Source organism: Tateyamaria sp. (assembly GCF_039945315.1).
Taxonomy (GTDB): Bacteria; Pseudomonadota; Alphaproteobacteria; order Rhodobacterales; family Rhodobacteraceae; genus Tateyamaria.
In genome coordinates this window covers 12,332-33,057 of sequence record NZ_JBDUXB010000019.1, presented here as the reverse complement: position 1 = coordinate 33,057, position 20,726 = coordinate 12,332, and the positions used below count along the sequence as shown (strand labels likewise).

General features: G+C 59.4%; 14 protein-coding genes. 5 read left to right on the top strand and 9 right to left on the bottom strand.

Annotated features, from left to right (window positions below):
- Positions 1–15 precede the first annotated feature (15 nt).
- The 3 genes from ABJD00_RS05195 to xylB are packed head-to-tail and all read right to left on the bottom strand — an operon-like array spanning position 16 to position 4,053.
- Positions 16–1,320: a cytochrome-c peroxidase gene (locus tag ABJD00_RS05195; RefSeq protein WP_413835589.1), complete on the bottom strand. Its 1,305-nt coding sequence runs from the start codon at positions 1,318–1,320 to the stop codon at positions 16–18.
- Complete coding sequence (gene xylA / locus ABJD00_RS05190; protein ID WP_413835591.1) at positions 1,301–2,608, bottom strand: xylose isomerase; 1,308 nt, start codon at positions 2,606–2,608, stop codon at positions 1,301–1,303. The genes ABJD00_RS05195 and xylA overlap by 20 nt, the downstream gene beginning before the upstream one ends.
- A complete protein-coding gene (gene xylB, locus ABJD00_RS05185; RefSeq protein WP_413835593.1) occupies positions 2,605–4,053 on the bottom strand; it encodes a xylulokinase in 1,449 nt (482 codons plus the stop codon). Before xylB ends, xylA begins: the two co-directional genes overlap by 4 nt.
- A gap of 199 nt (positions 4,054–4,252) precedes the next feature.
- On the opposite strand from xylB, the gene rpe reads away from it, so the two are divergent.
- Positions 4,253–4,942 carry a ribulose-phosphate 3-epimerase gene (rpe, locus tag ABJD00_RS05180; RefSeq protein ID WP_413835596.1) on the top strand — a complete coding sequence of 230 codons (690 nt, stop codon included), beginning with the start codon at positions 4,253–4,255 and terminating at the stop codon, positions 4,940–4,942.
- A 2-nt stretch (positions 4,943–4,944) separates the two neighbouring features.
- Here rpe and ABJD00_RS05175 read toward each other — a convergent pair whose 3' ends face one another.
- From ABJD00_RS05175 to ABJD00_RS05160, 4 genes are all read right to left on the bottom strand, one after another.
- Positions 4,945–6,015 (bottom strand): acyl-CoA dehydrogenase family protein, encoded by a 1,071-nt coding sequence (locus ABJD00_RS05175; protein ID WP_413835599.1) that lies wholly within the window; start codon positions 6,013–6,015, stop codon positions 4,945–4,947.
- Positions 6,012–7,211, bottom strand: coding sequence for an acyl-CoA dehydrogenase family protein (locus ABJD00_RS05170; RefSeq protein ID WP_413835602.1), 1,200 nt, complete (start codon positions 7,209–7,211; stop codon positions 6,012–6,014). Before ABJD00_RS05170 ends, ABJD00_RS05175 begins: the two co-directional genes overlap by 4 nt.
- A gap of 3 nt (positions 7,212–7,214) precedes the next feature.
- Positions 7,215–9,308, bottom strand: coding sequence for a 3-hydroxyacyl-CoA dehydrogenase NAD-binding domain-containing protein (locus ABJD00_RS05165; RefSeq protein ID WP_413835605.1), 2,094 nt, complete (start codon positions 9,306–9,308; stop codon positions 7,215–7,217).
- Between the two features lie 169 nt (positions 9,309–9,477).
- On the bottom strand, positions 9,478–9,975 hold the full coding sequence (locus ABJD00_RS05160; RefSeq protein WP_413835608.1) for a class I SAM-dependent methyltransferase: 498 nt from the start codon (positions 9,973–9,975) through the stop codon (positions 9,478–9,480).
- A 144-nt stretch (positions 9,976–10,119) separates the two neighbouring features.
- Between ABJD00_RS05160 and ABJD00_RS05155 the strand changes: the two genes are divergently transcribed.
- The 4 genes from ABJD00_RS05155 to ABJD00_RS05140 are packed head-to-tail and all read left to right on the top strand — an operon-like array spanning position 10,120 to position 15,990.
- Positions 10,120–11,889 carry a dipeptide ABC transporter ATP-binding protein gene (locus ABJD00_RS05155; RefSeq protein WP_413835610.1) on the top strand — a complete coding sequence of 590 codons (1,770 nt, stop codon included), beginning with the start codon at positions 10,120–10,122 and terminating at the stop codon, positions 11,887–11,889.
- Entirely contained in the window at positions 11,882–13,804 is a 1,923-nt protein-coding gene (locus ABJD00_RS05150) for an ABC transporter substrate-binding protein (RefSeq protein WP_413835613.1), read from the top strand. The genes ABJD00_RS05155 and ABJD00_RS05150 overlap by 8 nt, the downstream gene beginning before the upstream one ends.
- Entirely contained in the window at positions 13,801–14,829 is a 1,029-nt protein-coding gene (locus tag ABJD00_RS05145; RefSeq protein WP_413835615.1) for an ABC transporter permease, read from the top strand. The genes ABJD00_RS05150 and ABJD00_RS05145 overlap by 4 nt, the downstream gene beginning before the upstream one ends.
- Before the next feature lie 6 nt (positions 14,830–14,835).
- A complete protein-coding gene (locus tag ABJD00_RS05140; protein WP_413835618.1) occupies positions 14,836–15,990 on the top strand; it encodes an ABC transporter permease in 1,155 nt (384 codons plus the stop codon).
- A gap of 24 nt (positions 15,991–16,014) precedes the next feature.
- Here ABJD00_RS05140 and ABJD00_RS05135 read toward each other — a convergent pair whose 3' ends face one another.
- Positions 16,015–18,126 (bottom strand): DEAD/DEAH box helicase, encoded by a 2,112-nt coding sequence (locus ABJD00_RS05135; protein ID WP_413835621.1) that lies wholly within the window; start codon positions 18,124–18,126, stop codon positions 16,015–16,017.
- 92 nt (positions 18,127–18,218) lie between these two features.
- A complete protein-coding gene (locus tag ABJD00_RS05130) occupies positions 18,219–20,555 on the bottom strand; it encodes a mechanosensitive ion channel family protein (protein WP_413835624.1) in 2,337 nt (778 codons plus the stop codon).
- Positions 20,556–20,726: the final 171 nt, after the last annotated feature.

Below are 20,726 nucleotides of genomic sequence, written 5' to 3'. Positions count from 1 at the left end.
GAAAGCCGCGATTGTCTAACGATCTATCGGTAGCCCGCTGGGCACCGTGTCTGGAACGCCGAGTGCGCCACGCACGCTTTGCGGATCGGTAAGCGCATTGAGGAAGGCGATGATGTCCATCACTTCGCCGTCGCTGAGCGACTGAGGCGCCAGCACATTGGCAGAGGCGATTGCGGCCAGTTCTGTGGGATCGTTCAAAACGCGCAGATCATCGGCTTTTAATCCCGGCAGGATCGCCTCGTTGATATCGTAGGATCTGAGGCTCGCCACCGGATCAAGATGATGGCGCACCACCCCTTCGAGTGTCGCATAGGCACCCGTATGTCCGTAGGGAGCCGTTTGCGCCACGTTGCGCAATGGCGGCGTGCGGAAGGCATAGGCATCTGCGGGATCACCCGTCACCCGCATCCGACCGGTGTCCTGAGCATGGCTTTCAAACCGTGCGGCCTTGCCCGGCCCGATCTGCGGCATCGCGATAGCGTGAAAGTCGTGATCCGTCTGGAACCTGCCGGAATGGCAGGCCGCGCAGTCGGCTTTGCCGTAAAATAGGTCCATCCCGCGCATCGCGGCGGGCTCCATTTCAGTGCCATTGCGCAGGTAGAGGTCAAAGGGGCTGGCCACGCCGCGCCATTCGAAATCGAGGAAGGCTGCAAGCGCATCGGAGATGTCGGTGAAGGCAATTGTCTCTGTCCCAATGACCGCATCAAAGCGCGTGCGGTACTCCGGGATCACCTCGACCCGTTTGGACAGAATATCCCATGCGCCGCCTTCACCGGTGAGTAACCCCTGCCGCACGGCCTGAGCGACATCGTTTTCTGCGTAATGCCCAGCCATTTCGTCCGGAGACAGGACCGGAAACATGGATTGCGCAGAAAGGGCAGAGGCAAAGCCCGCTTCCATTTCAGACCCCAACGGCGTGCGGATGCCGGAAGGGCGATTGGCGTCTTCCTCCAACCGTCCGTCGTGGAAAAAGACTGTGAATTCCGCAGCGCCAAGGTTGAACAAGGGTGGTGCATTCCGTGGAATGCGTTGTTCGGGCAGGTTGTCCGCATCCACAGTGCGGTCCGGGCCAAGCCCGCTGCCGCCATCGCCCAAGCCCAAGGAAACCCCATCGCCTGTGGCGTGCTTGGGGTGGTGGCAGGTGGCGCAGCTGACCGTTTTCGACCCCGACAGAATGGGGTCGTAAAACAGCAGTTGTCCCAACTCGATCTGGGCGCTGGGGTGGTCAGGAAAGACAGGCTCTTCATAGGGCAAATCAGCAGCCCAAAGCGGGCCGGCGATCAGGCCGAGCGCAACTGCCTTAAACGAAACGCGAGACATAGTTCTCCAATATCTCCTGCCGTCCGGAACGTGGTTGCGGCTCGATCCCGCCGCCCAGCACCCGTTCGGAGATCGAGGCAAGATCGCTTTTCAACATCGCTTGCGCCTCGGCTCCGTCCCAGCCTGCGTAACGTTCGGCCAATGCATCCTCTAGCCCACCATCTTCTATCATTGCCGCTGCAGCTTTGAGGCCGCGCGCGCAGATGTCCATGCCGCCCACGTGGGCTGCTATCAAATCCTCGGCATCCAAAGACTGGCGGCGCAGTTTAGCGTCAAAGTTTGTGCCCCCAAGGCCCAGACCGCCTGCTTTCAGGATGTGGTAGTAGCACAAGGCCACCTCCGGCACATTGTTGGGGAACTGATCTGTATCCCAACCAGACTGGTAGTCGTTACGGTTCATGTCGATAGAGCCGAGCATACCTTCGGACGTGGCGACAGCGATTTCATGTTCAAAGCTGTGACCAGCAAGGATTGCGTGGCCCTGTTCGAGGTTCAGCTTCACTTCGTTTTCAAGCCCGTACTTGCGCAGGAAACCGATGCAAGTGGCCGCGTCGTAGTCATACTGGTGTTTGGACGGTTCCTGCGGCTTGGGTTCGACCAGAATCTGCCCCTTGAACCCAATCTTGTGCTTGTACTCAACCACCATGTTCAGGAACGCGCCCATGTGATCCAGTTCGCGCCCCATATCGGTGTTCAGCAGGGTTTCGTACCCTTCGCGCCCGCCCCACAGGACGTAGTTTTCGCCGCCCAGTTTTTGTGTCGCGTCCATGCAGGATTTGACCGTTGCGGCGGCATAAGCGAACACGTCCGGGTCCGGGTTGGTCGAGGCGCCAGACATCCAGCGTCGGTGGCTGAACATGTTGGCGGTGCCCCAGAGGCAGCCGACTTTGGCCCCTTCCATCTTTTCCGCGAAGTAGTCGGTGATCTCGTTCAAACGGTCGATGGACTCTGACAGGTTTGCGCCTTCGGGACGCACATCCGCGTCGTGCCAACAGAAATAAGGAACGCCGAGCCGTTCGAACATTTCAAAGGCCACATCCGCCTTCATCTTTGCGCGGCCCATGTCGTCTTGCGGGTGCCAGGGGCGAATGAATGTCTGTCCGCCAAAGGGGTCGCCGCCTTCCCACGCGAAGGAATGCCAATAGGCCACGGCAAAACGCAGATGGTCTTCCATCCGTTTGCCCATCACCATTTCATCTGGGTTGTAGTGGCGGAACGCCATTGGGTTGGTGCTGTCTGGCCCTTCAAATGTGGCGGGAGCAACGGCGTCAAAAAATCCTGAGGTCATGGCATGGCTTTCAAAGTTGGATAGGCAGCAGCGAAGGCGCGGTATGCGTCATCATAGGCCGCAATGAGGTCAAGGTTTGGGGAAACAACATCCGCGATTGGCGGTTTTGTCATGATCTGGTCCGGGTCGGCGCCGGTGACCCCGCACATGGCGAGGCGCGCCGCGCCCAAGGCAGCGCCAAATGCGCCCTCCTGAGGTCTCTCAAGCGGGATGTTCAGGGTTGTGGCCAGCATGCTGCACCACAGGTCTGACCGGCTGCCGCCCCCGATGGCGAGCGCAGACGGAAGATTGGCCCCGGTGGCCTTGAGCGCTTCAAAACTGTCGCGCAAGGCAAAGGTCACACCTGCCATCACCGCTTGGGTAAGGTCGGCAGGGCCAGTGGCCACGTCCAGTCCAGTCAGGCCGCCACGCACATGGGCGTCATTGTGTGGTGTGCGTTCGCCGGACAGGTAGGGATAGAATTTGACCGCGCCTGGGGCGAGCAGAACGTCGCCCGCACCCTCTGACAGGGCCTGCGCCGATTGTCCTGTGACGCGCGACAGCCAGTTCAGGCTGTCCGTGGCCGCCAGCACAACGCCCATCTGGTACCAGCGCGCAGGAACGGCATGGCAAAACGTGTGTACAGCGCTGGCAGGCAAAGGGGCATAAGTATCGCGCCCCGCCAGAACGACGCCCGATGTTCCGAGAGAGACAAAGCCCTGCCCTTCGCCCAACGCCCCTACACCGCAGGCCGCAACCGCATTGTCGGCCCCACCTGCGATCACTTTGCAAGTTGAAGGCAGGCCAAGGTCCGCGCGTGCAGATTGTATCTCGCCGACCACGTCGCTGCCTTCCAAGAGATCTGGCATCTGGTCGCGGCGCATCCCGCCAAGGGCAATCAGGTCGTCAGACCAGGCGCGCGCTCCGACATCCAGCCAGGCTGTGCCGGCGGCGTCCGACATTTCGGTGACATAGCGCCCGGTCAGCCACCAAACCACGTAGTCCTTGGGCAGCATGACGCGGGCGACCTTGGCAAAAACATCCGGTTCGTTGGCTGCGACCCAGGCCAGTTTCGGCGCAGTAAAACCGGGAAAGACAATGTTGCCACTGATGGTCCGCGCCTTTGCGTCGGAATCGATATCTGCGGCCTGCTCAAAACTGCGGGTGTCGTTCCACAGGATACAGGGGCGCAACACGTCGCCCGCAGCATCCACCAGAACCGCACCATGCATGTGCCCGGACAAGGCCAGACCCTGCACTGCGCCAAAGGCGTCAGGATGTGCGGATTTCAGCTCTGAAAGCGCCGCGCTGACGCCAGCCGTCCAATCTGCAGGGGCCTGCTCGCTCCAGCCTTGAGCGGGGTTGGAGACGTCATAAGACGCATCAGCACTGCCAATCGCACGGCCTTCACCGTCCACCAGCAACGCCTTGACACCCGAGGTGCCCAGATCAAGCCCCAGAAACATGAAATTCCTCCCTGAGCACACACAGTCGTTCTCATTAATTCAAATGTCAAATTAAATGTGCAACTAAGGAAAGCGCCCATCTTTGATGCCCATGGCACCTGTCCGAATTCTCTGATTTGAAAAAATCCTCCCAGAAGGGCCCCTTTCCACAGGCGCATCAGGCAGATATAGCGCGGCGACGCCACCACGGAGCCTGCCCATGACCTTCGATCGCTCGATCAAGATTGCACCTTCCATCCTCGCCGCCGATTTCGCCAACTTCGGGGCGGAATGCGCCGCTGTTGAAGCGCAGGGCGCTGACTGGATCCATGTGGATGTCATGGACGGGCATTTCGTGCCCAACATCACCTTTGGGCCAGCGACCTGCGCCGCCATCCGCCCCCACATCAAGGGTGTGATGGACGTGCATCTGATGATCGCACCAGTTGATCCCTACATCGACGCCTTTGCACAGGCGAGAGCCGACGTTCTGACGGCACACGTCGAGGCTGGTCCGCACATCCATCGCACGCTTCAAGCGATCCGAGCCGCAGGCATGAAGGCGGGTGTCGCGCTCAACCCCGGCACACCGGCAGAGGCTGTCTCGGAACTGATGGACATGGTCGATCTGATCTGCGTGATGACGGTCAACCCGGGCTTTGGCGGGCAGAAATTCATCGACATGAGCACCAAGATCACCGCTTTGCGGCGTATGATCGGCGACCGGCCTGTCCATATCGAAATTGATGGCGGCGTTGATCCGAACACGGCCCCGATTGTCGCACAAGCGGGCGCAGATGTTCTGGTTGCAGGCTCGGCCGTGTTCCGCGGAGGGTCTGTCAGCGACCCTGCACCTTACGGAGACAACATCCGCGCCATTCGTGCCGCAGCCGAAGGCGTCTGGGCCTGAGATCAGGCTGCGGAGAGGGCGATAAACCGCTCCAGATGATAGTCTGTGTCGCCGAAACGATGGTCAGCCATGATGATCCGCTTGGCGATATGCGCGAGTTCATATTCTTGCGTCATCGCGATACCGCCGTGCATTTGGATCGCTTCTTCGGCGACGAGCCGACCTGCGCGGCCAATCAAGTTCTTTGTCGCTGACAGGTGCAGGTCTCGATCAGATGCGTCGAGGTTCCCGGCAGCATTGATCACCGCACTGCGTACCTGTTCCAGTTCGATCAGCACATCGGACATGCGATGCGCAAGCGCTTGGAACGTCCCAATGGGCCGCCCGAACTGCCTGCGGGTCATCAGGTAATCCTTGGTCAGCGCCGTGGCGCTTTCCATCGCACCCAGCGCCTCTGCACTGATGGCCACAAGGGCAAGCGCATTGATCCACTCGTATTCTGCCAGACCCAGCCCAAGTGGAATTCCCGGCGCCTTGTCCAGTGTCACCTCCGCCGCACGCCCGCCTGCCAGCAAGGGATAGCCTTGAATATCAACACCGGGCGCATCGCTGGCCACAAGGTAAAATGCAATGTCGTCCCCATCGCGCGCTGAGACAATCAGGTGCTCCGCACTTTCTGCATTCATCACAACGGCCTTGCGCCCGGTGAGCACATCGTCCTCCGCACGCGACAGCACATGGTCCAAATCATAGCGCCCGCCGGGTTCACCGTGGGCAACAGCCAGTTGCAAAGTGCCCGCGATAATGTTTTCGACCATGTCCGTCTTGCCAGCCTCGGCCAGCAGGCGCCCACCCATCAATGCGCTGTCGAGCACAGGTTCCACCACTCCCGCGCGCCCCAGTTCCTTAAACACCACCGCAATATCGAAACCGGCGCCGCCATATCCGCCCTGATCTTCGGTAAAGAGCGCGCCTAGCACGCCAAGCTCGGCCAGTTCCGCCCAGATATCGACCGACATGCCCATTTCAGAATTCAGAATGTCGTTGCGTACTGAGGTGGTGTATTTGTCCCGGAGATACCGGCGCAGGGTGTCCTGCAGCATTTTCCGTTCTTCGGTGAGAACAAAATTCATGCGCCACCTCCCAGTGTAACCTTAGCGATAATACCACGCTGAATTTCGTTGGACCCGCCAAAGATCGAAAGTTTGCGATTATTGAAATACTGCGCTGCCACCGGGCCAGCGCCCAACGGATCGGGGATCAGATCGTTGGCGCCTTCCACCGCTTCTGAGGCGAAGGGCATGGCGTATGGGCCCACTGCGCGACGGGCCAAGTCATTGATCTCCTGACGGATCACCGATCCTTTGACTTTTAGCATGGATGCTTCCAGCCCCGGTGCGCCTCCGGCTGCGGCCTGCGATACGATCCGCAAGTTCGACGTGGCCATAGCCCGCATATCAATTTCCACCTGCGCGACTCGCGCGGCAAAATGCGGGTTCTGCATCAGTGGTTTGCCGTTGTGAGTTTCTGCCCGTGCAACCCGTTTGACCGACGCAAGCGCAGCCTGACTGGCTCCGATCCCGCCAAGGCCCGTGCGTTCATGGGTCAGCAGATACTTGGCATAGGTCCAGCCCTTGTTCTCTTCTCCGACAAGGTTTTCTGCTGGCACGCGCACGTCTGTGAACCAGACTTCATTCACCTCGGGGCTGCCATCGAGCAGGATGATTGGTCGCACTTCGACGCCGGGCGTGTTCATGTCGATCAACAGAAAGGATATCCCTTCCTGTTGCTTTACCTCCGGGTCCGTCCGCACAAGGCAGAAGATCATGTTGGCGTGCTGGCCCAGCGTCGTCCACGTCTTTTGCCCGTTGACGATATAGTGGTTACCATCCCGCACCGCGCGGGTTTTAAGGGAGGCCAGATCAGACCCGGCACCAGGTTCGGAATAGCCCTGACACCACCAGTCCGATCCGTCCAGAATGCCCGGCAGCCAATGGTCCTGCTGCGCCTTGGAGCCGAATTTCTGCAACACAGGTCCCAGCATCGACAGACCAAAAGGAACAATGCGTGGCGCACCTGCTGCTGCGGCCTCGACGTCGTAGATGTGGCGCTGCACAGCACTCCATTCAGCGCCGCCAAAGGCCTTGGGCCAGTTCTGGGCCAGCCAGCCGCGGGCGTTCAGAATCGCATGCCAGCGCTCCATGTCCGCCTTTTCCAACTCGCGCCCCTGACGCACCTTTTCTGAGATTTCTGCGGGCAGTTCGTTGCGCAGGAACGCGCGCAATTCGTCCTGAAAGGCCAGTTCCTCGGGGGTATAGCTCAGGTCCATGTCTCAACCCTCCTTGTTCAGGTCATCAAAGGTGCGGCCCTCGGCCACCAGCTTCTCTAAAAGTGGCGCGGGCGCCCAAAAATACGGATCAGCCTCTGCGTAGCCTTTGATATCGCTCAGCAAACTCTCAAGCCCGACGATGTCCGCCCATTTCAAAGGCCCGCCGCGATAGCGCGGAAAACCATAGCCAAAGAGCAGCGTCATATCCACGTCCAGCGGGCGCCGCGCGATCCCTTCGCCGACAACCTTGGCCGCCTCATTGACCATTGAGGCCATGTACCGGCGCACGATCTCTTCGTCATCAAAGTCGCGCGGTGTGATCCCCTGCGCGGCCCTCTCCGCCTCGATCAACGGCATCACATCCGGGTTCGGAACGCGGGCTTTGGGACCGGCGGCATAGTCGTAATAGCCTTTGCCGGTCTTTTGTCCGAAATGCCCGTCTTCGCACAACTTATCCGCATAAGCGGCGTCGCGCGCGCGTGGATCAAGCCCCTCGGTCCGTTTGCGTTTGCGCACGGCCCAGCCGATATCAAGCCCGGCAAGGTCGGCCACGGCAAAAGGCCCCATGGCAAATCCAAACGCCTCAAGGGCTGCATCAATCTGATAGGGTGAGGCGCCGTCCAAAATCATGTGGTCTGCACACGTGCGATAAGTCGACAGGATGCGGTTCCCGATGAACCCATCACAGACACCCGCACGCACAGAAGTCTTGCCCAACGCCTTGCCCAAGGCAAAACCGGTTGCAGCAACGTCTGGCGCCGTCGCATCGGCCACCACCACTTCCAGCAGCTTCATGACATGCGCCGGAGAAAAGAAGTGCAGTCCCAGCACATCGCCGGGCCGCGAAGTAGTCGCCGCAATCTCGTTGATATCAAGGTATGAGGTGTTGGAGGCCAGCACCGCGCCCGGTTTGCAGACCCGGTCCAGTTCGGCAAAAACCACCTTTTTCACGGCCATGTCTTCGAAAACGGCTTCGATCACCAGATCAGCCTCGGCCAGCGCGTCATAATCCGTCACCACCTGCAAGGCGTCGCCAAGGATGGCCGCATGCTGGTCTGCACTGATCTTGCCGCGCCTCAACGCCCCGGACAGGTTGCTTTCAATACGACCACGCGCAACTTCTCCAGCCTCGGGCGACATCTCGAGCAGATGGACGCGTAGCCCGGCCAGAAGGGCTGCCGTGGCAATGCCAGCCCCCATGGTGCCGCCTCCGATCACACCGATCCGGCTCACCTCACGTGGCGCAACCCCCTTCAGTTCTGGCAGATTGCCCACCGCACGTTCCGAGAAAAAGGCGTGAATCATGCCTTTGCGCTGATCAGTCTGCATGAGGTCAAAGAAAATCTGGCGCTCAGCTTTCATCCCGGCCTCGAAATCGCCGGCATAGGCGGCTTCGATCGCTCTGACACACCACGCGGGTGAGATCTGACCTTTGGACCGGGCCAGCGTGGCATCAAACGTTGCATCCCAGTCGATCGCCGCGGGCAACGGCAATTCGCTCACCGCGCGCCGTATGGCCCCAGCGTCCAGGAGCTCTTGTGCATAGGCCAGCCCGTTTTCCGCCGGATCGCCGTCTTTGATCACATCAATGATGCCCAGATCATGGGCCTGCGCCGCGCCGATCGGGCGGCCGGTCGTCATAACATCCAGTGCCGCATCCACCCCGGTGAGACGGGGCAGACGTTGCGTACCTCCGGCACCCGGAATCAAACCCAAATGCACTTCGGGCAGACCCACCCGGGCCGACGGCACCGCAATACGGTAGTGACAGCCCAAAGCGACCTCAAGCCCGCCACCAAGGGACACACCATGCATAGACGCCACAACAATCAGGGGCGATGCCTCTATCCGGCGGATCAGGTCGGGCAGGTGCGGGTCCAGCGGAGGCTTGCCAAACTCCTTAATGTCGGCTCCTGCAAAAAACGCACGCCCCTCGCCAACGATGAGGACCGCGCGCACGCCGGTGTCGGCTTCGGCCTTGTTCATGCCATCCCAAAGGCCCTGACGCACGGCCTGGCTCAGCGCATTTACAGGTGGGTTCTTTACGGTAAGCACGGCGATATCGCCGTGCCGTGCATAGGCAATCTTGTCGCTCATGAATTTCTCCCTTGGCGCACAGCCTAGGCGCGCCGCGCAAAAGGGCAAGCGTTTCTCAAAAGGCCGCAGCGTCACCAGTCATAGGGCACGCTCACCCTTTTCTGTTTTAGAAAACTCCTGGCGACCGCGCCCCTAAAACATGTCTCCGCGCGTCAGCGCGCCCACCAGATCATGCCTCGCGCTTGTAGATAAAACACCGTCCAGGCACGGCATCTGTCGGCAATGGCTGTTCCACCAAACCTTCAAAATACATCCGATCCGACGCCACCATCAGCCCGCCGACCGCCAACAGGGGCTCAACAAAGGGCGAGACGTTGCGTGCGAAGATATCGTTCTTGACCCGATTATGGCCACCAAGATCCGCGTGGATCAGCGCCGCAGTGGGCCCAAAACGCTCCAATGCCTGAGGCAACGTGTCATATACATCGCCAAGCAGGACCTGACCCTCGGGCGGTGTGCTGTCAGGGTGGGACGCAATTGCGCGTTCGAAGACGAAAATATCGCGGGTCGGCATGATATGGCACATGTGGTGATAGGTGCGACCATTGCCCAGGCCCAACTCGAACACAGGGCCCGGCACATCCGCAATCGCGGCGGCGGCATAATCCAGACAGGCACGCTGGGAAACCATACGGTCGACAAACAGATCAAGACGGCTTTGGCTCATGCGCGCATTCCTTTGGCTTTTCCTCTAGATGCGCCAGAACGACAAAAATGTGTAGCAACAATTCCGGCATAACCAGTGTATGGACCTGAGTGTCGGAATCGGGTTGACTGAACTCTGGCACGCACGCGCAACAAAGGACGCCCTATGGCCCCCCTGCTGGACGTAAAAAACCTCTCTATCGGCTTTGGCGAAGCACCGCCTGTCGTGGCAGGTGTAAATTTTTCCGTTCATGCGGGTGAAACGCTGGCCCTCGTCGGGGAAAGCGGGTCGGGTAAAACGCTCACTTGCCGTTCGGTCCTGCGTATCCTTCCGGGCGCCGCGCAATTGCGCAGCGGGTCTATTGAATTTGGGACCGGCGCGTCGCGCGCTGACCTGCTCGGCCTCAGCAATTCAGACATCAGAGCCGTTCGTGGCGATGCCATTTCGATGATTTTTCAAGAACCCATGCGCTCTCTTTCCCCGCTCCACCGCATCGGCAATCAGGTAAGCGAGGTGCTGACACTGCACCGTGACATGAGCCTTTCAGAGGCCAAGCGCGATGTGCTGGCCACCTTCGAGAGGGTCGGGTTTGCCGATGCCGAACGCGCCTACCGCGCCTATCCATTCGAGATGTCCGGTGGCATGCGCCAACGCGCGATGATCGCTATGGCGATGGTGGCCAAACCGGAATTACTGATCGCCGACGAACCGACCACTGCGTTGGATGTGACCACGCAGGCGCAAGTTCTTGGCCTGATGAAAAACCTGCAACGCGACACAGGTATGGCAATGATCCTTGTCACCCACGATCTGGGAGTCGTCGCCAATATGGCCGACAGCGTCGTGGTGATGAACAAAGGCCACATAATGGAAAGCGGCCCGGCTGCGGCTGTCCTTGGAGCACCGGGTCACGGCTATACAAAAAAACTGTTCGCCGCGGCGCCGATGATCCCGGAGGTTGCCGAGCCTTCGCCGCCGGTGGTCGAAGATGATCTGATCCTCGAACTTAAATCCGTCTCCAAAACCTACTCCGTCCGCGCAGGCGGATGGCGCGAACGCAAGCTGGTGCATGCGTGCAGCGACGTTTCTCTCAAACTGCCGCGCGGCAAAACACTGGCTGTGGTGGGCGAAAGCGGGTCGGGCAAGACCACCTGCGCCCGGATCGCACTGGGAGCCGAAGTGCCGGACGAAGGGTCGCGGGTTCTGTTTCGCCCAGGAGCAGGCGCAGAGCCCATCAATATCGGCGCTCTGACCCGCGCTCAAAAGGTCGCCTTCCAACGTCAGGCACAGATGGTGTTTCAGGACCCCTACTCGTCCCTGTCCCCCCGCATGCGGGTGCAAGAGGCGCTGACCGAGCCAATGGAAATCCACAAGATCGGGTCCAAACAGGAGCGGCGTGACAAGGCCGCCGAAATGCTGCGCTGGGTGGGTCTCAATCCGGATATGCTCAAACGCTATCCGCATGCTTTTTCCGGCGGACAACGCCAGCGACTGTCTATTGCGCGCGCGCTCACGCTCGATCCGGTTCTGCTGGTCTGTGATGAACCGACCTCGGCGCTCGATGTGTCCGTTCAGGAACAGATACTTACGCTGCTAGAACGCATACAGGACGGTATGGGCCTGAGTTACCTGTTCATCAGTCACGATCTGGCCGTTGTCGCGCGCATCGCGGACGAAGTTGCCGTGATGCGTCAGGGCGTTGTGGTCGAACAGGCCCCGCCGGACACTCTGTTTTACAACCCCCGCCACCCCTATACCAAGGCACTGATCGCGGCGCAGCCCGAACCAGACCTGGACCGTCCTATTGACCTTGAAGAAGTGTCGCGTGGGGCGGGGTCCCCTGATGGGTGGTCTGAAGAATTCCGTTTTGAAGGGATCGATGCCCCTGACCTCATTCAAGTCCAACCCGGACACAAGGTACGTTGCCATGTTTAACCGTTTTGCCGCTCTCATCCTTGCCACTTGCCTGGCCCTGCCCGCCACGGCACAGACCCTCATCAATGAAAGCCCATTCTGGGAAAGCGAAGTTGCCAAAGGCCAGATGGACCCCGCAGCTCAGCGCATTCCCGAAACCCCGCTGATCGTCGATCTCGAAGCCAAGGGTCGCACATTCGGAACACAGGGCGGCACATTGCGCACTATGGTCACGCGGTCCAAAGACGTCCGCCAAATGGTTGTTTACGGATACGCGCGCCTTGTGGGTTATGACGAAAAATACCGACTAAAGGCGGATATTCTGCGGGATTATGAGGTCGAAGACCGGCGCGTCTTTACCCTTCACCTGCGCCCCGGCCACCGCTGGTCAGATGGTGCGCCCTTCACCTCTGCCGACTTTGAATACTGGTGGGAACACGTCGCCCAAAACCCGGAACTCAGCCCCAATGGCCCGCCCGAAGTCATGCGTGTGGGCGAAGAATTTGGAACCATGTCTTTTCCCGACCCTTACACGGTTGTCGTCACTTTCCCGCGCCCCAATCCAAACTTCCTGCAAATGCTGGCGCAGGCCGCGCCGCCTTTCATCTTTCGCCCGTCCCATTACCTCAAACAGTTCCATGTGAACTTCAACACCGTCGAAGAGATGGAGGCGATGATCGACGCCAAGCGCGTGCGCAGCTGGGCGCCACTGCACAACAAGATGGACAACATGTACCAGTTCGACAACGCCGCCCTGCCCACGTTGCAGCCGTGGGTGGTGGCGAGCGGAACTTCGTCGCGCCAGTTGTTCATTCGCAATCCATACTTTCACCGCGTCGACGCGCGCGGCACGCAACTGCCCTACATTGATGTGGTCGAAATGGGCATCGTCGGCTCAGGCCTGGTGGCTGCAAAATCCAACGCTGGCGAATCCGATCTGCAAGCACGCGGCCTTGATTTCCGCGACGTATCGATCCTCAAGAAAGGCGAACAGGATGGCGCCCCATACCGCACGTACTTGTGGTCCAACGGTGCAGCCAGCCAGATCGCGATCTACCCCAACCTCAACTTTGCTGATCCGGTTTGGAGCAAAGTGATCCGCGATGCGCGCTTCCGCCGCGCACTGTCCTTGGGCATCGATCGGCGCATGATCAACCGCGCGCTTTACTTTGGGCTTGGGAAAGAGGGCGGCATGACCGCGCTGGCCGCCAGCCCGTTCTTTGAGCCTGACAATCTCACCAAATGGGCAATCTACAACCCGGAACTTGCCAACAATATGCTCGATGAAATGGGGCTGACCGAACGCACGGCGTCCGGCATCCGCCTGCTGCCCGATGGGCGACCGATGGAGTTCGTGATTGAGACTGCGGGCGAGCGCCAAGAAGTCGAAAATGCGCTGGCCATCATCACCGACACATGGCGCGATCTGGGTATCAAGCTGATCATGCGCCCACTGGATCGTGACATCCTGCGCAACCGCGTCTTTTCCGGAGTGACCATGGCCGCGGTTTGGTTCGGATGGGACAATGGTATCCCCCAACCTTTCACGCCACCAAGCTACCTTGCGCCCACCGATCAGGTGTTCTTTGCCTGGCCTAAATGGGGGCAACATTACCAGACACACGGCGCGGCAGGCGAACCAATCGACTTGCCTGCGGCCCAACGCCTGATGGATCTCAGCAAGGCATGGCAGGGCACGAGCATCGAAGCGGAACGCACCAAAATCTGGCGCGAAATGCTGGATATTCACGCCGACCAGCAGTTTGGCATCGGCATCCTGTCCGAGGCCCCGCAACCGGTCGTGGTATCAGACAGGCTGCGCAATGTGCCCGAGAAAGGCAAATGGGCATGGGACCCCGGCGCCCATTTCGGCGTGCACAGGGTCGACGAATTCTACTTCTCGGATGATGAACAAATCGCGCAGGTCAGCAAATGATGTTTGTGCGCTACGCGGCGTGGCGACTGGTCACGATGTTGCTGACGCTGGCCGTTGTGTCGGTGCTGGTGTTCATCATTATCAACCTGCCCCCCGGTGACTACCTGTCCAACCAGATCGCCGAACTGCGCGCCACTGGGCAGGCCGAAGGGGTCGCAAAGGCCGAGTTTCTGCGCACCGAATACGCGCTCGACCGACCATTGTGGGAACAATATCTGATCTGGGTTGGCGTCTGGGACGGTCCCAATGGGTTTTCCGGCCTGTTACAGGGTGATTTCGGCTGGTCCTTTGAATTTGATGCGCCTGTTGCGGACATCGTAGGCGACGCGCTTTGGCTGACGGTTCTTGTGAACCTTGCGGCGGTTCTGTTTGTCTACCTCGTTGCCCTGCCACTTGGTGTTCTGGCCGCTGCCCGCTCGGCTACATGGGTCGACTACACCACTGCCTTTGTCGGTTATCTGGGCCTTGCGACGCCGAACTTTCTGCTGGCGCTGATCTTGTTCTACTACGGCCACAAATACCTTGGCCTGCCAATTGGCGGGCTGATGAGCCCGGAGTTCGAGGGCGAACCGATGTCGCTGGCCAAGGTACAGTCCATCCTTGTGCACCTGATCGTTCCGACCTTTGTGATCGGCACCTCTGGCGCGGCTGGGATGATGCAACGCCTGCGCGCCAATATGCTGGACGAGCTGAGCAAACCTTACGTTGAAACCGCGCAAGCCAAGGGGCTTGGCCCCACCAAGTTGTTGACGAAGTACCCACTGCGCATGGCCTTCAACCCCTTCGTGGCCGACATCGGCAACCTGCTGCCTGCCATGGTGTCTGGTTCGGTTCTGGTGTCGGTGGTGTTGGGCCTGCAAACCATCGGGCCCGCGCTGCTGACCGCGCTCAAATCGCAGGACCAGTTCCTTGCAGCGTTCGTTTTGATGTTTGTCGCCCTGCTGACCCTGATCGGCACCATGATTTCCGACCTTTTGCTGGTGCTGCTTGATCCGCGCATCCGCTATGGCGCCCGAGAAGGATAACAGAACATGAGCACCCTTCCCGACGGCCGCTTTATCGACGACGCCCCATACGATCCGAATGTGGACCTTTCGGCCCTTGATCGGACGGACATGGACGCCCCCAACTGGGTGCTGGTCTGGCGCAAGTTCAAGAAACACCGGCTGGGGCTGCTGTCCGGCATTTTCCTGTTTCTGGCCTATATGGCGATCCCTTTTGCAGGGTTCTTCTCGCCTTACACGCCCAATGAACGCAGCGCCGAGTACCTTTACCACCCACCCCAGGCCATCCGTCTTTGGCACGAGGATGAATTCATCGGCCCCTTCGTCTATCCGACGGAGGCGGTTGCAGACCTCGAAAATTACCGATGGACCTACATCACTGACACAACGCGACCCATGCCGCTCAAGTTCTTCTGTGAAAAGTCGGAATACAATCTGTTTGGGTTCATCCCCAGCACAACCCATCTGTTCTGCGCGCCCGAAGGGGCGACGATATTCATCTTTGGCTCAGATCGGCTGGGGCGTGACGTGTTCTCGCGCATCTCTTACGGGGCGCAACTGTCGCTGACCGTGGGTCTGATCGGGATTACGGTGTCCTTTATCCTTGGCATCGGGTTCGGGGCCATTGCGGGCTATTTCGGTGGCTGGGTCGACTGGGTGGTGAATCGGGCCATCGAAATCCTGCGAAGTTTGCCTGAACTGCCGCTCTGGCTGGCACTGTCGGCTGCGGTGCCGTCGAATTGGGGGCCCGTGTCCGTCTTCTTCATTATCAGTATCATACTCGGGCTTCTCGATTGGCCCGGCCTCGCGAGGGCGGTGCGAAGTAAGTTCCTCTCGTTGAGAGAGGAGGAATATGTACGTGCGGCAGAAATGATGGGGGCCAAGCCCGGTCGGGTCATTCGACGCCATTTGCTGCCGAACTTCATGTCCCACCTGATCGCGTCCGCCACCCTGTCGATCCCGGCGATGATCCTTGGAGAGACGGCACTCAGCTTCTTAGGCCTTGGCTTGCGGGCGCCGGCGGTGTCATGGGGTGTGATGCTGAACGACGCGCAGAACCTTGCGAGTATTGAGATCTATCCGTGGACGGCGATCCCGATGCTGCCCATCATCATCGTGGTGCTGGCATTCAACTTCCTCGGCGACGGTCTGCGCGACAGTCTGGACCCTTACACAAGCTAAAGCGCAGAGCTTAGAAAACCCCGCTTACCCTTTGCGTTTGGGGGGCTGCGCACCACCTTGGCCGGCAGCCGCGCGGCGGGCCTGGTTTTTCTTGCTGTTCCATTTCGCCTTTTTTGGCGCGCCCGGCGCACTATCTGGTTTGTGGCGCGGTTTTTTCGGTGCGCTCACGCTGCCGTCCTGCATGGCTTTTTCAAGCGTGCTGGGCGCTTTTGCGAATGGCTTTTTCCCGCCCGGTTTGCCTTTGGGCTTTGCGCCCGGTTTGGGCTTGCGCGGTTTAGGGGTCGATGTGTCGTTCCAGTCGATGGGGGCCGCATCGTTACGCGGTTTGGGCGCAGGCGCGGTGTCGGGGTTCCAAACTTTTTTGGCCGAAGGTTTGCCCGTCGGTCTCGGCGCATCGGCAAAGCCGCGTTTGGGCTTGTCGCCAAAGTCCCGCTTGGGTTTGTCACCAAAGTCGCGCTTGGGCTTATCGCCATAGTCACGTTTCGGCTTGTCGCCAAAATCCCGCTTGGGACGACCACCCGGCTTGCCCTCGAACCGTGGCTTGGGTTGGCTGGCCGCATCGGGCACACCGTCTAGCTGCGTGACGCTCGCCCCGCCTTCGACTTGCATCGCAGGTCCAAGGTTCTGCACGAACCCGGCCACTGCTTCTGTCTTCAACTCGACATAAGACATGTCATCGACGATGCGGATCGCGCCTATGTCGTCTTTGGTGATGTCACCTGCATTGCATACGATGGGCAGCAGGCGGCGCACCTCAACCCCCTGATCGCGACCACCCGCAACAGAAAACCACGTGCTTGGCCCGAAGGGCGCCCGCGCCTTGGGCGCGGCCTTGTCGCCTTTGACTTCGGACAGGTGCTCGGGCGCGGAATGGCGCAGACCGTGAATACGCAGAACCGCGGTGGCCAGTTGCTCGGGGCTAAAGGCCTCGACGAACTTGGCGACCATATCGCCTTCGCCTTCGGTGATCGCATCCGTCCACATTGGATCGTCCAGCAGGCGGGTTTCATCAGCTGCGCGGACGTCATCCGCTGATGGTGCGTCGATCCACTCCGCCTCTACCTTGGCGCCGCGCAGGATGCGGTTGGCCTTGGCGCGGACCTTAGCCGTGACGATCAATGCGGACGTGCCCTTGCGACCCGCGCGGCCCGTCCGGCCTGAACGGTGCAGCAGCGTTTCATGGTTGGACGGCAGCTCAGCGTGCACCACCAGATCCAGGTTGGGCAGGTCGATCCCGCGTGCGGCCACGTCCGTCGCCACACAGACACGCGCGCGCCCATCGCGCATCGCTTGCAGTGCATTGGTCCGCTCGGATTGGGTCAATTCGCCCGACAGTGCCACGACGGGAAATCCCCTGTTGGACAGTCGCGTGGTGACCCGATTCACCATCGCACGTGTGTTACAGAACACGATGGCATTGGGGGCTTCGTGAAACCGCAGGATATTGATGATCGCGTTTTCGGCGTCATGATTGGCCACGGTCATGGCCTGATAGGTGATGTCGGCGTGCTGTTTTTCACCGCTGGTTGTCGCGATGCGGATCGCATCCTTTTGATAGGTCTTGGCCAGTTTCGCGATTTGCGCAGGCACAGTGGCCGAGAACATCAGGGTGCGGCGGCTGTCAGGGCATTCGCCGAGAATAAACTCAAGATCCTCGCGAAAGCCAAGGTCCAGCATCTCGTCCGCTTCATCCAGCACAACGCCGCGGATCGCGGTCAGGTCGATCGAGCCGCGCATGATGTGGTCGCGCAACCGGCCCGGCGTGGCGACAACAATATGCGCGCCGCGCCCCAAAGCACGCCGTTCGTCGCGCATGTCCATGCCACCAACGCAGGACGCCATGACCACGCCGGTCTCGCCGTAAAGCCAGCCCAACTCGCGTTTGACCTGCATTGCCAGTTCGCGGGTGGGCGCGATCACCAACGCCAATGGCGCATCCGCCATCTGAAACAGCGGTTCATCGCCCAGCAGTGTCGGGCCCAGCGCAAGACCAAAGCCGACTGTCTTACCTGATCCCGTCTGTGCGGAAACCAGCAGGTCAGCACCGACCAGTTCCGGGTCAGTGACCGCCTCTTGCACAGGGGTCAGGTCTGTATATCCACGGGCGGTTAATGCGGTCTGGAGGGGCGTAATCACGGGGTTCGGTCCTATCAAAGCAAAGGGGCCGGGCGATCCCGGCCACCAAGCGTTGAGCGCCTATGCCCTTTCAGGCCCCATGTCGAGAGGGATTATCGGTCGTCCCCATCCGCGACACCGCCCTCAAGCATGTCTTCCTCAATAGAAGCCTGCGCCGCAGCCGTGATCGCCTTGCGATCCTCGTCTGACAATTCTTCGACTTTCTTTTCGCCATCGGCGAGCCGAACAGTGACCTCGCGATGGGCAAACCGAATACCCTCCCGGGCGAACAACTCACGGATGTCTTCGTAGACCTTTTTGCGCACCAGCCACTGATCGCCGGGTTTAGTCATGAACTTGACCCGGATGATCATCGCTGAATCCTGCATCTCGATCACACCCTGTGATTTCAAGGGTTGGATAAAGTTGTCGCCGATCACTGGATCATCCAGCAATTCCACACCCAGCTTCTTGATCAGTTTTCTGACCTTTTCCACATCCGTGTCGTAGGTCACCCGCAAGGGCAGCTTCATGATCACCCAGTCACGCGAATAGTTGGTCAGCACCTGAATTTCGCCAAAGGGCATGGTGTGCAGCGCCCCCAGATGGTGACGCAACTGGAACGAACGAACTGAGATTTTCTCGACCGTTCCTTTGACGCCTCCCACATCGATATATTCTCCGCGGCGGAACGCGTCATCGAACAGAAAGAACGCTCCGGAAAAGATGTCACGCACGAGGCTTTGGCTGCCAAAACCGATAGCGACGCCAAGAATACCAGCACCGGCAAAGAGCGGGCCAACATTCACCCCGACTTCCATCAGAATAATCAGACCGATGGTCAGGACAATCAGGATCAGTATGAAATTGCGGAACAACGGCAATAGAGTCGCAAGGCGTGACGCGCTGGTGCCGCCTCCTTCGTCGCCTAACTCGCCCTCACCCATGTCGCCCTGTTCGTCCGCGATCTTGCGGTCGATCCAGATGCGAAAGGCATAATAGCCAATGTAGCCCAAAAAAATGATGACGATGACGTCCAGCAGACGGGCGGAGACACTGCCCCCGACGAATCCTGCTCCCGGACTCCACATGCCCAGAAATGCATAACTGCCTGCGACAAAGGCGATAATACCGGCGATCCGGCGGGCAAGACCTTCAAAAGATGTCAGGGCCGCGCCGCGGGGCGGACCGGAGAGGACCTTGTCCTCCGAGTTATCATCGCGATCATCCTGAGCATGCTCACGCATATATCGGCGGCGCGCAAAACCACGCTCAATATAGAAATTCAGCACACCATAGACGACGATGATGGTGGTCAGGATGAACCAGCCTCCGACCAAAAGCGGGAAACTGTTCGGATCACCCAAGACAAGGCGGAAGGTCTGCTCGCCCCATGCGAACAAAAAGAACAAGATGCTGATAGGGGCCCATGCGCGCGACAGCATGCGCAGGATCCAGCTTGCGGCGATGGGGGGCGTTCCGTTCAGAATGGCATTGGTCACCGCGCGCCAGTTGAACACAACGATCATCACGCTCTGAACCAGCACAAAAAACGACAGCAGGGAATAGAGGAACACGAAGACGTCCATATTCAAGCCAAGCTCGCGAATCCACGCGCCAAACAGAATGGTGGAAATGCCCATGATCGTGCCCACACACAACCAGTAATAAAGCTTCTTTGCGTCCCGGTCAGAAAAAAGCGGGATACGATACTGGGACAGGAACGGGGACAGGATCATGCGCCAGATGCTGGTCACAACCCGGATCACAAAATAGGCCACGTTGATCAGGGTGGCGGTGAACTGCAGGGCCGAATTTTCCAGCGGCCCAAAGACCACAGTCCCGACAATCCACGCCACAACCATCGAAATCACGATTCCGATCAGGCCCACAAAGAAACGAAACATAAGGAAAGGCATCTTTTGCCCGTAGCCCACAGGCTTTTCCAGAATGCGGCCCACCACGTAATTCTTGACGATGCGCTTGCCGTAAATCTCGTTCTGAAACAGGATTCCGATGCCCAGAAACACAAGGCTCCAGAAAAGCACTTCGACATAGCTGAAGATAGCGCCGCTGGGGCTTGTTGCCCTGAGAATATACAGCACCTCGTTGAACGAGGCGGGCAGGTTCAGCAACCCTTCGGACAGCGCTGTGCGAAAAGCCGCCGCATCGTCCTGCATGGACATTAAAGCCCCGCCCATGTCCTGACTTTCGTCGGTTTGAGCCGGGCCCTCGATATCCGTCAGAACGCGCCCGTTGGTGTCGATCACAATGACGCTGACGCCGTTTTCAGCCGCTGCAGCCATCACCGCGTCAATATCCAATGGCGCTTCGGTCTCTGAGCCTGACAGCAAATTGCTCAGCCCTTGGGCGGCCACGGGTATGGGGAACAGGCTGGCAACCCAAACAAAGGCAAGCACCACTACCATCGAGATCACATTGGTTTTCATCGCAGGCCTATCCTATCCACGGCAGACAGCACGCTAGTGTTGCACACTGGCAAAAACAATTCCCTCATTGGCGTTTTGTGGCCCTGCTTGTTTTGCAAAAGAGATATTTCCATGCCATAGCGCTATATCGAGGCGTCCCTGTCGGGTGGCAGGATTATGACTCGCGCGATG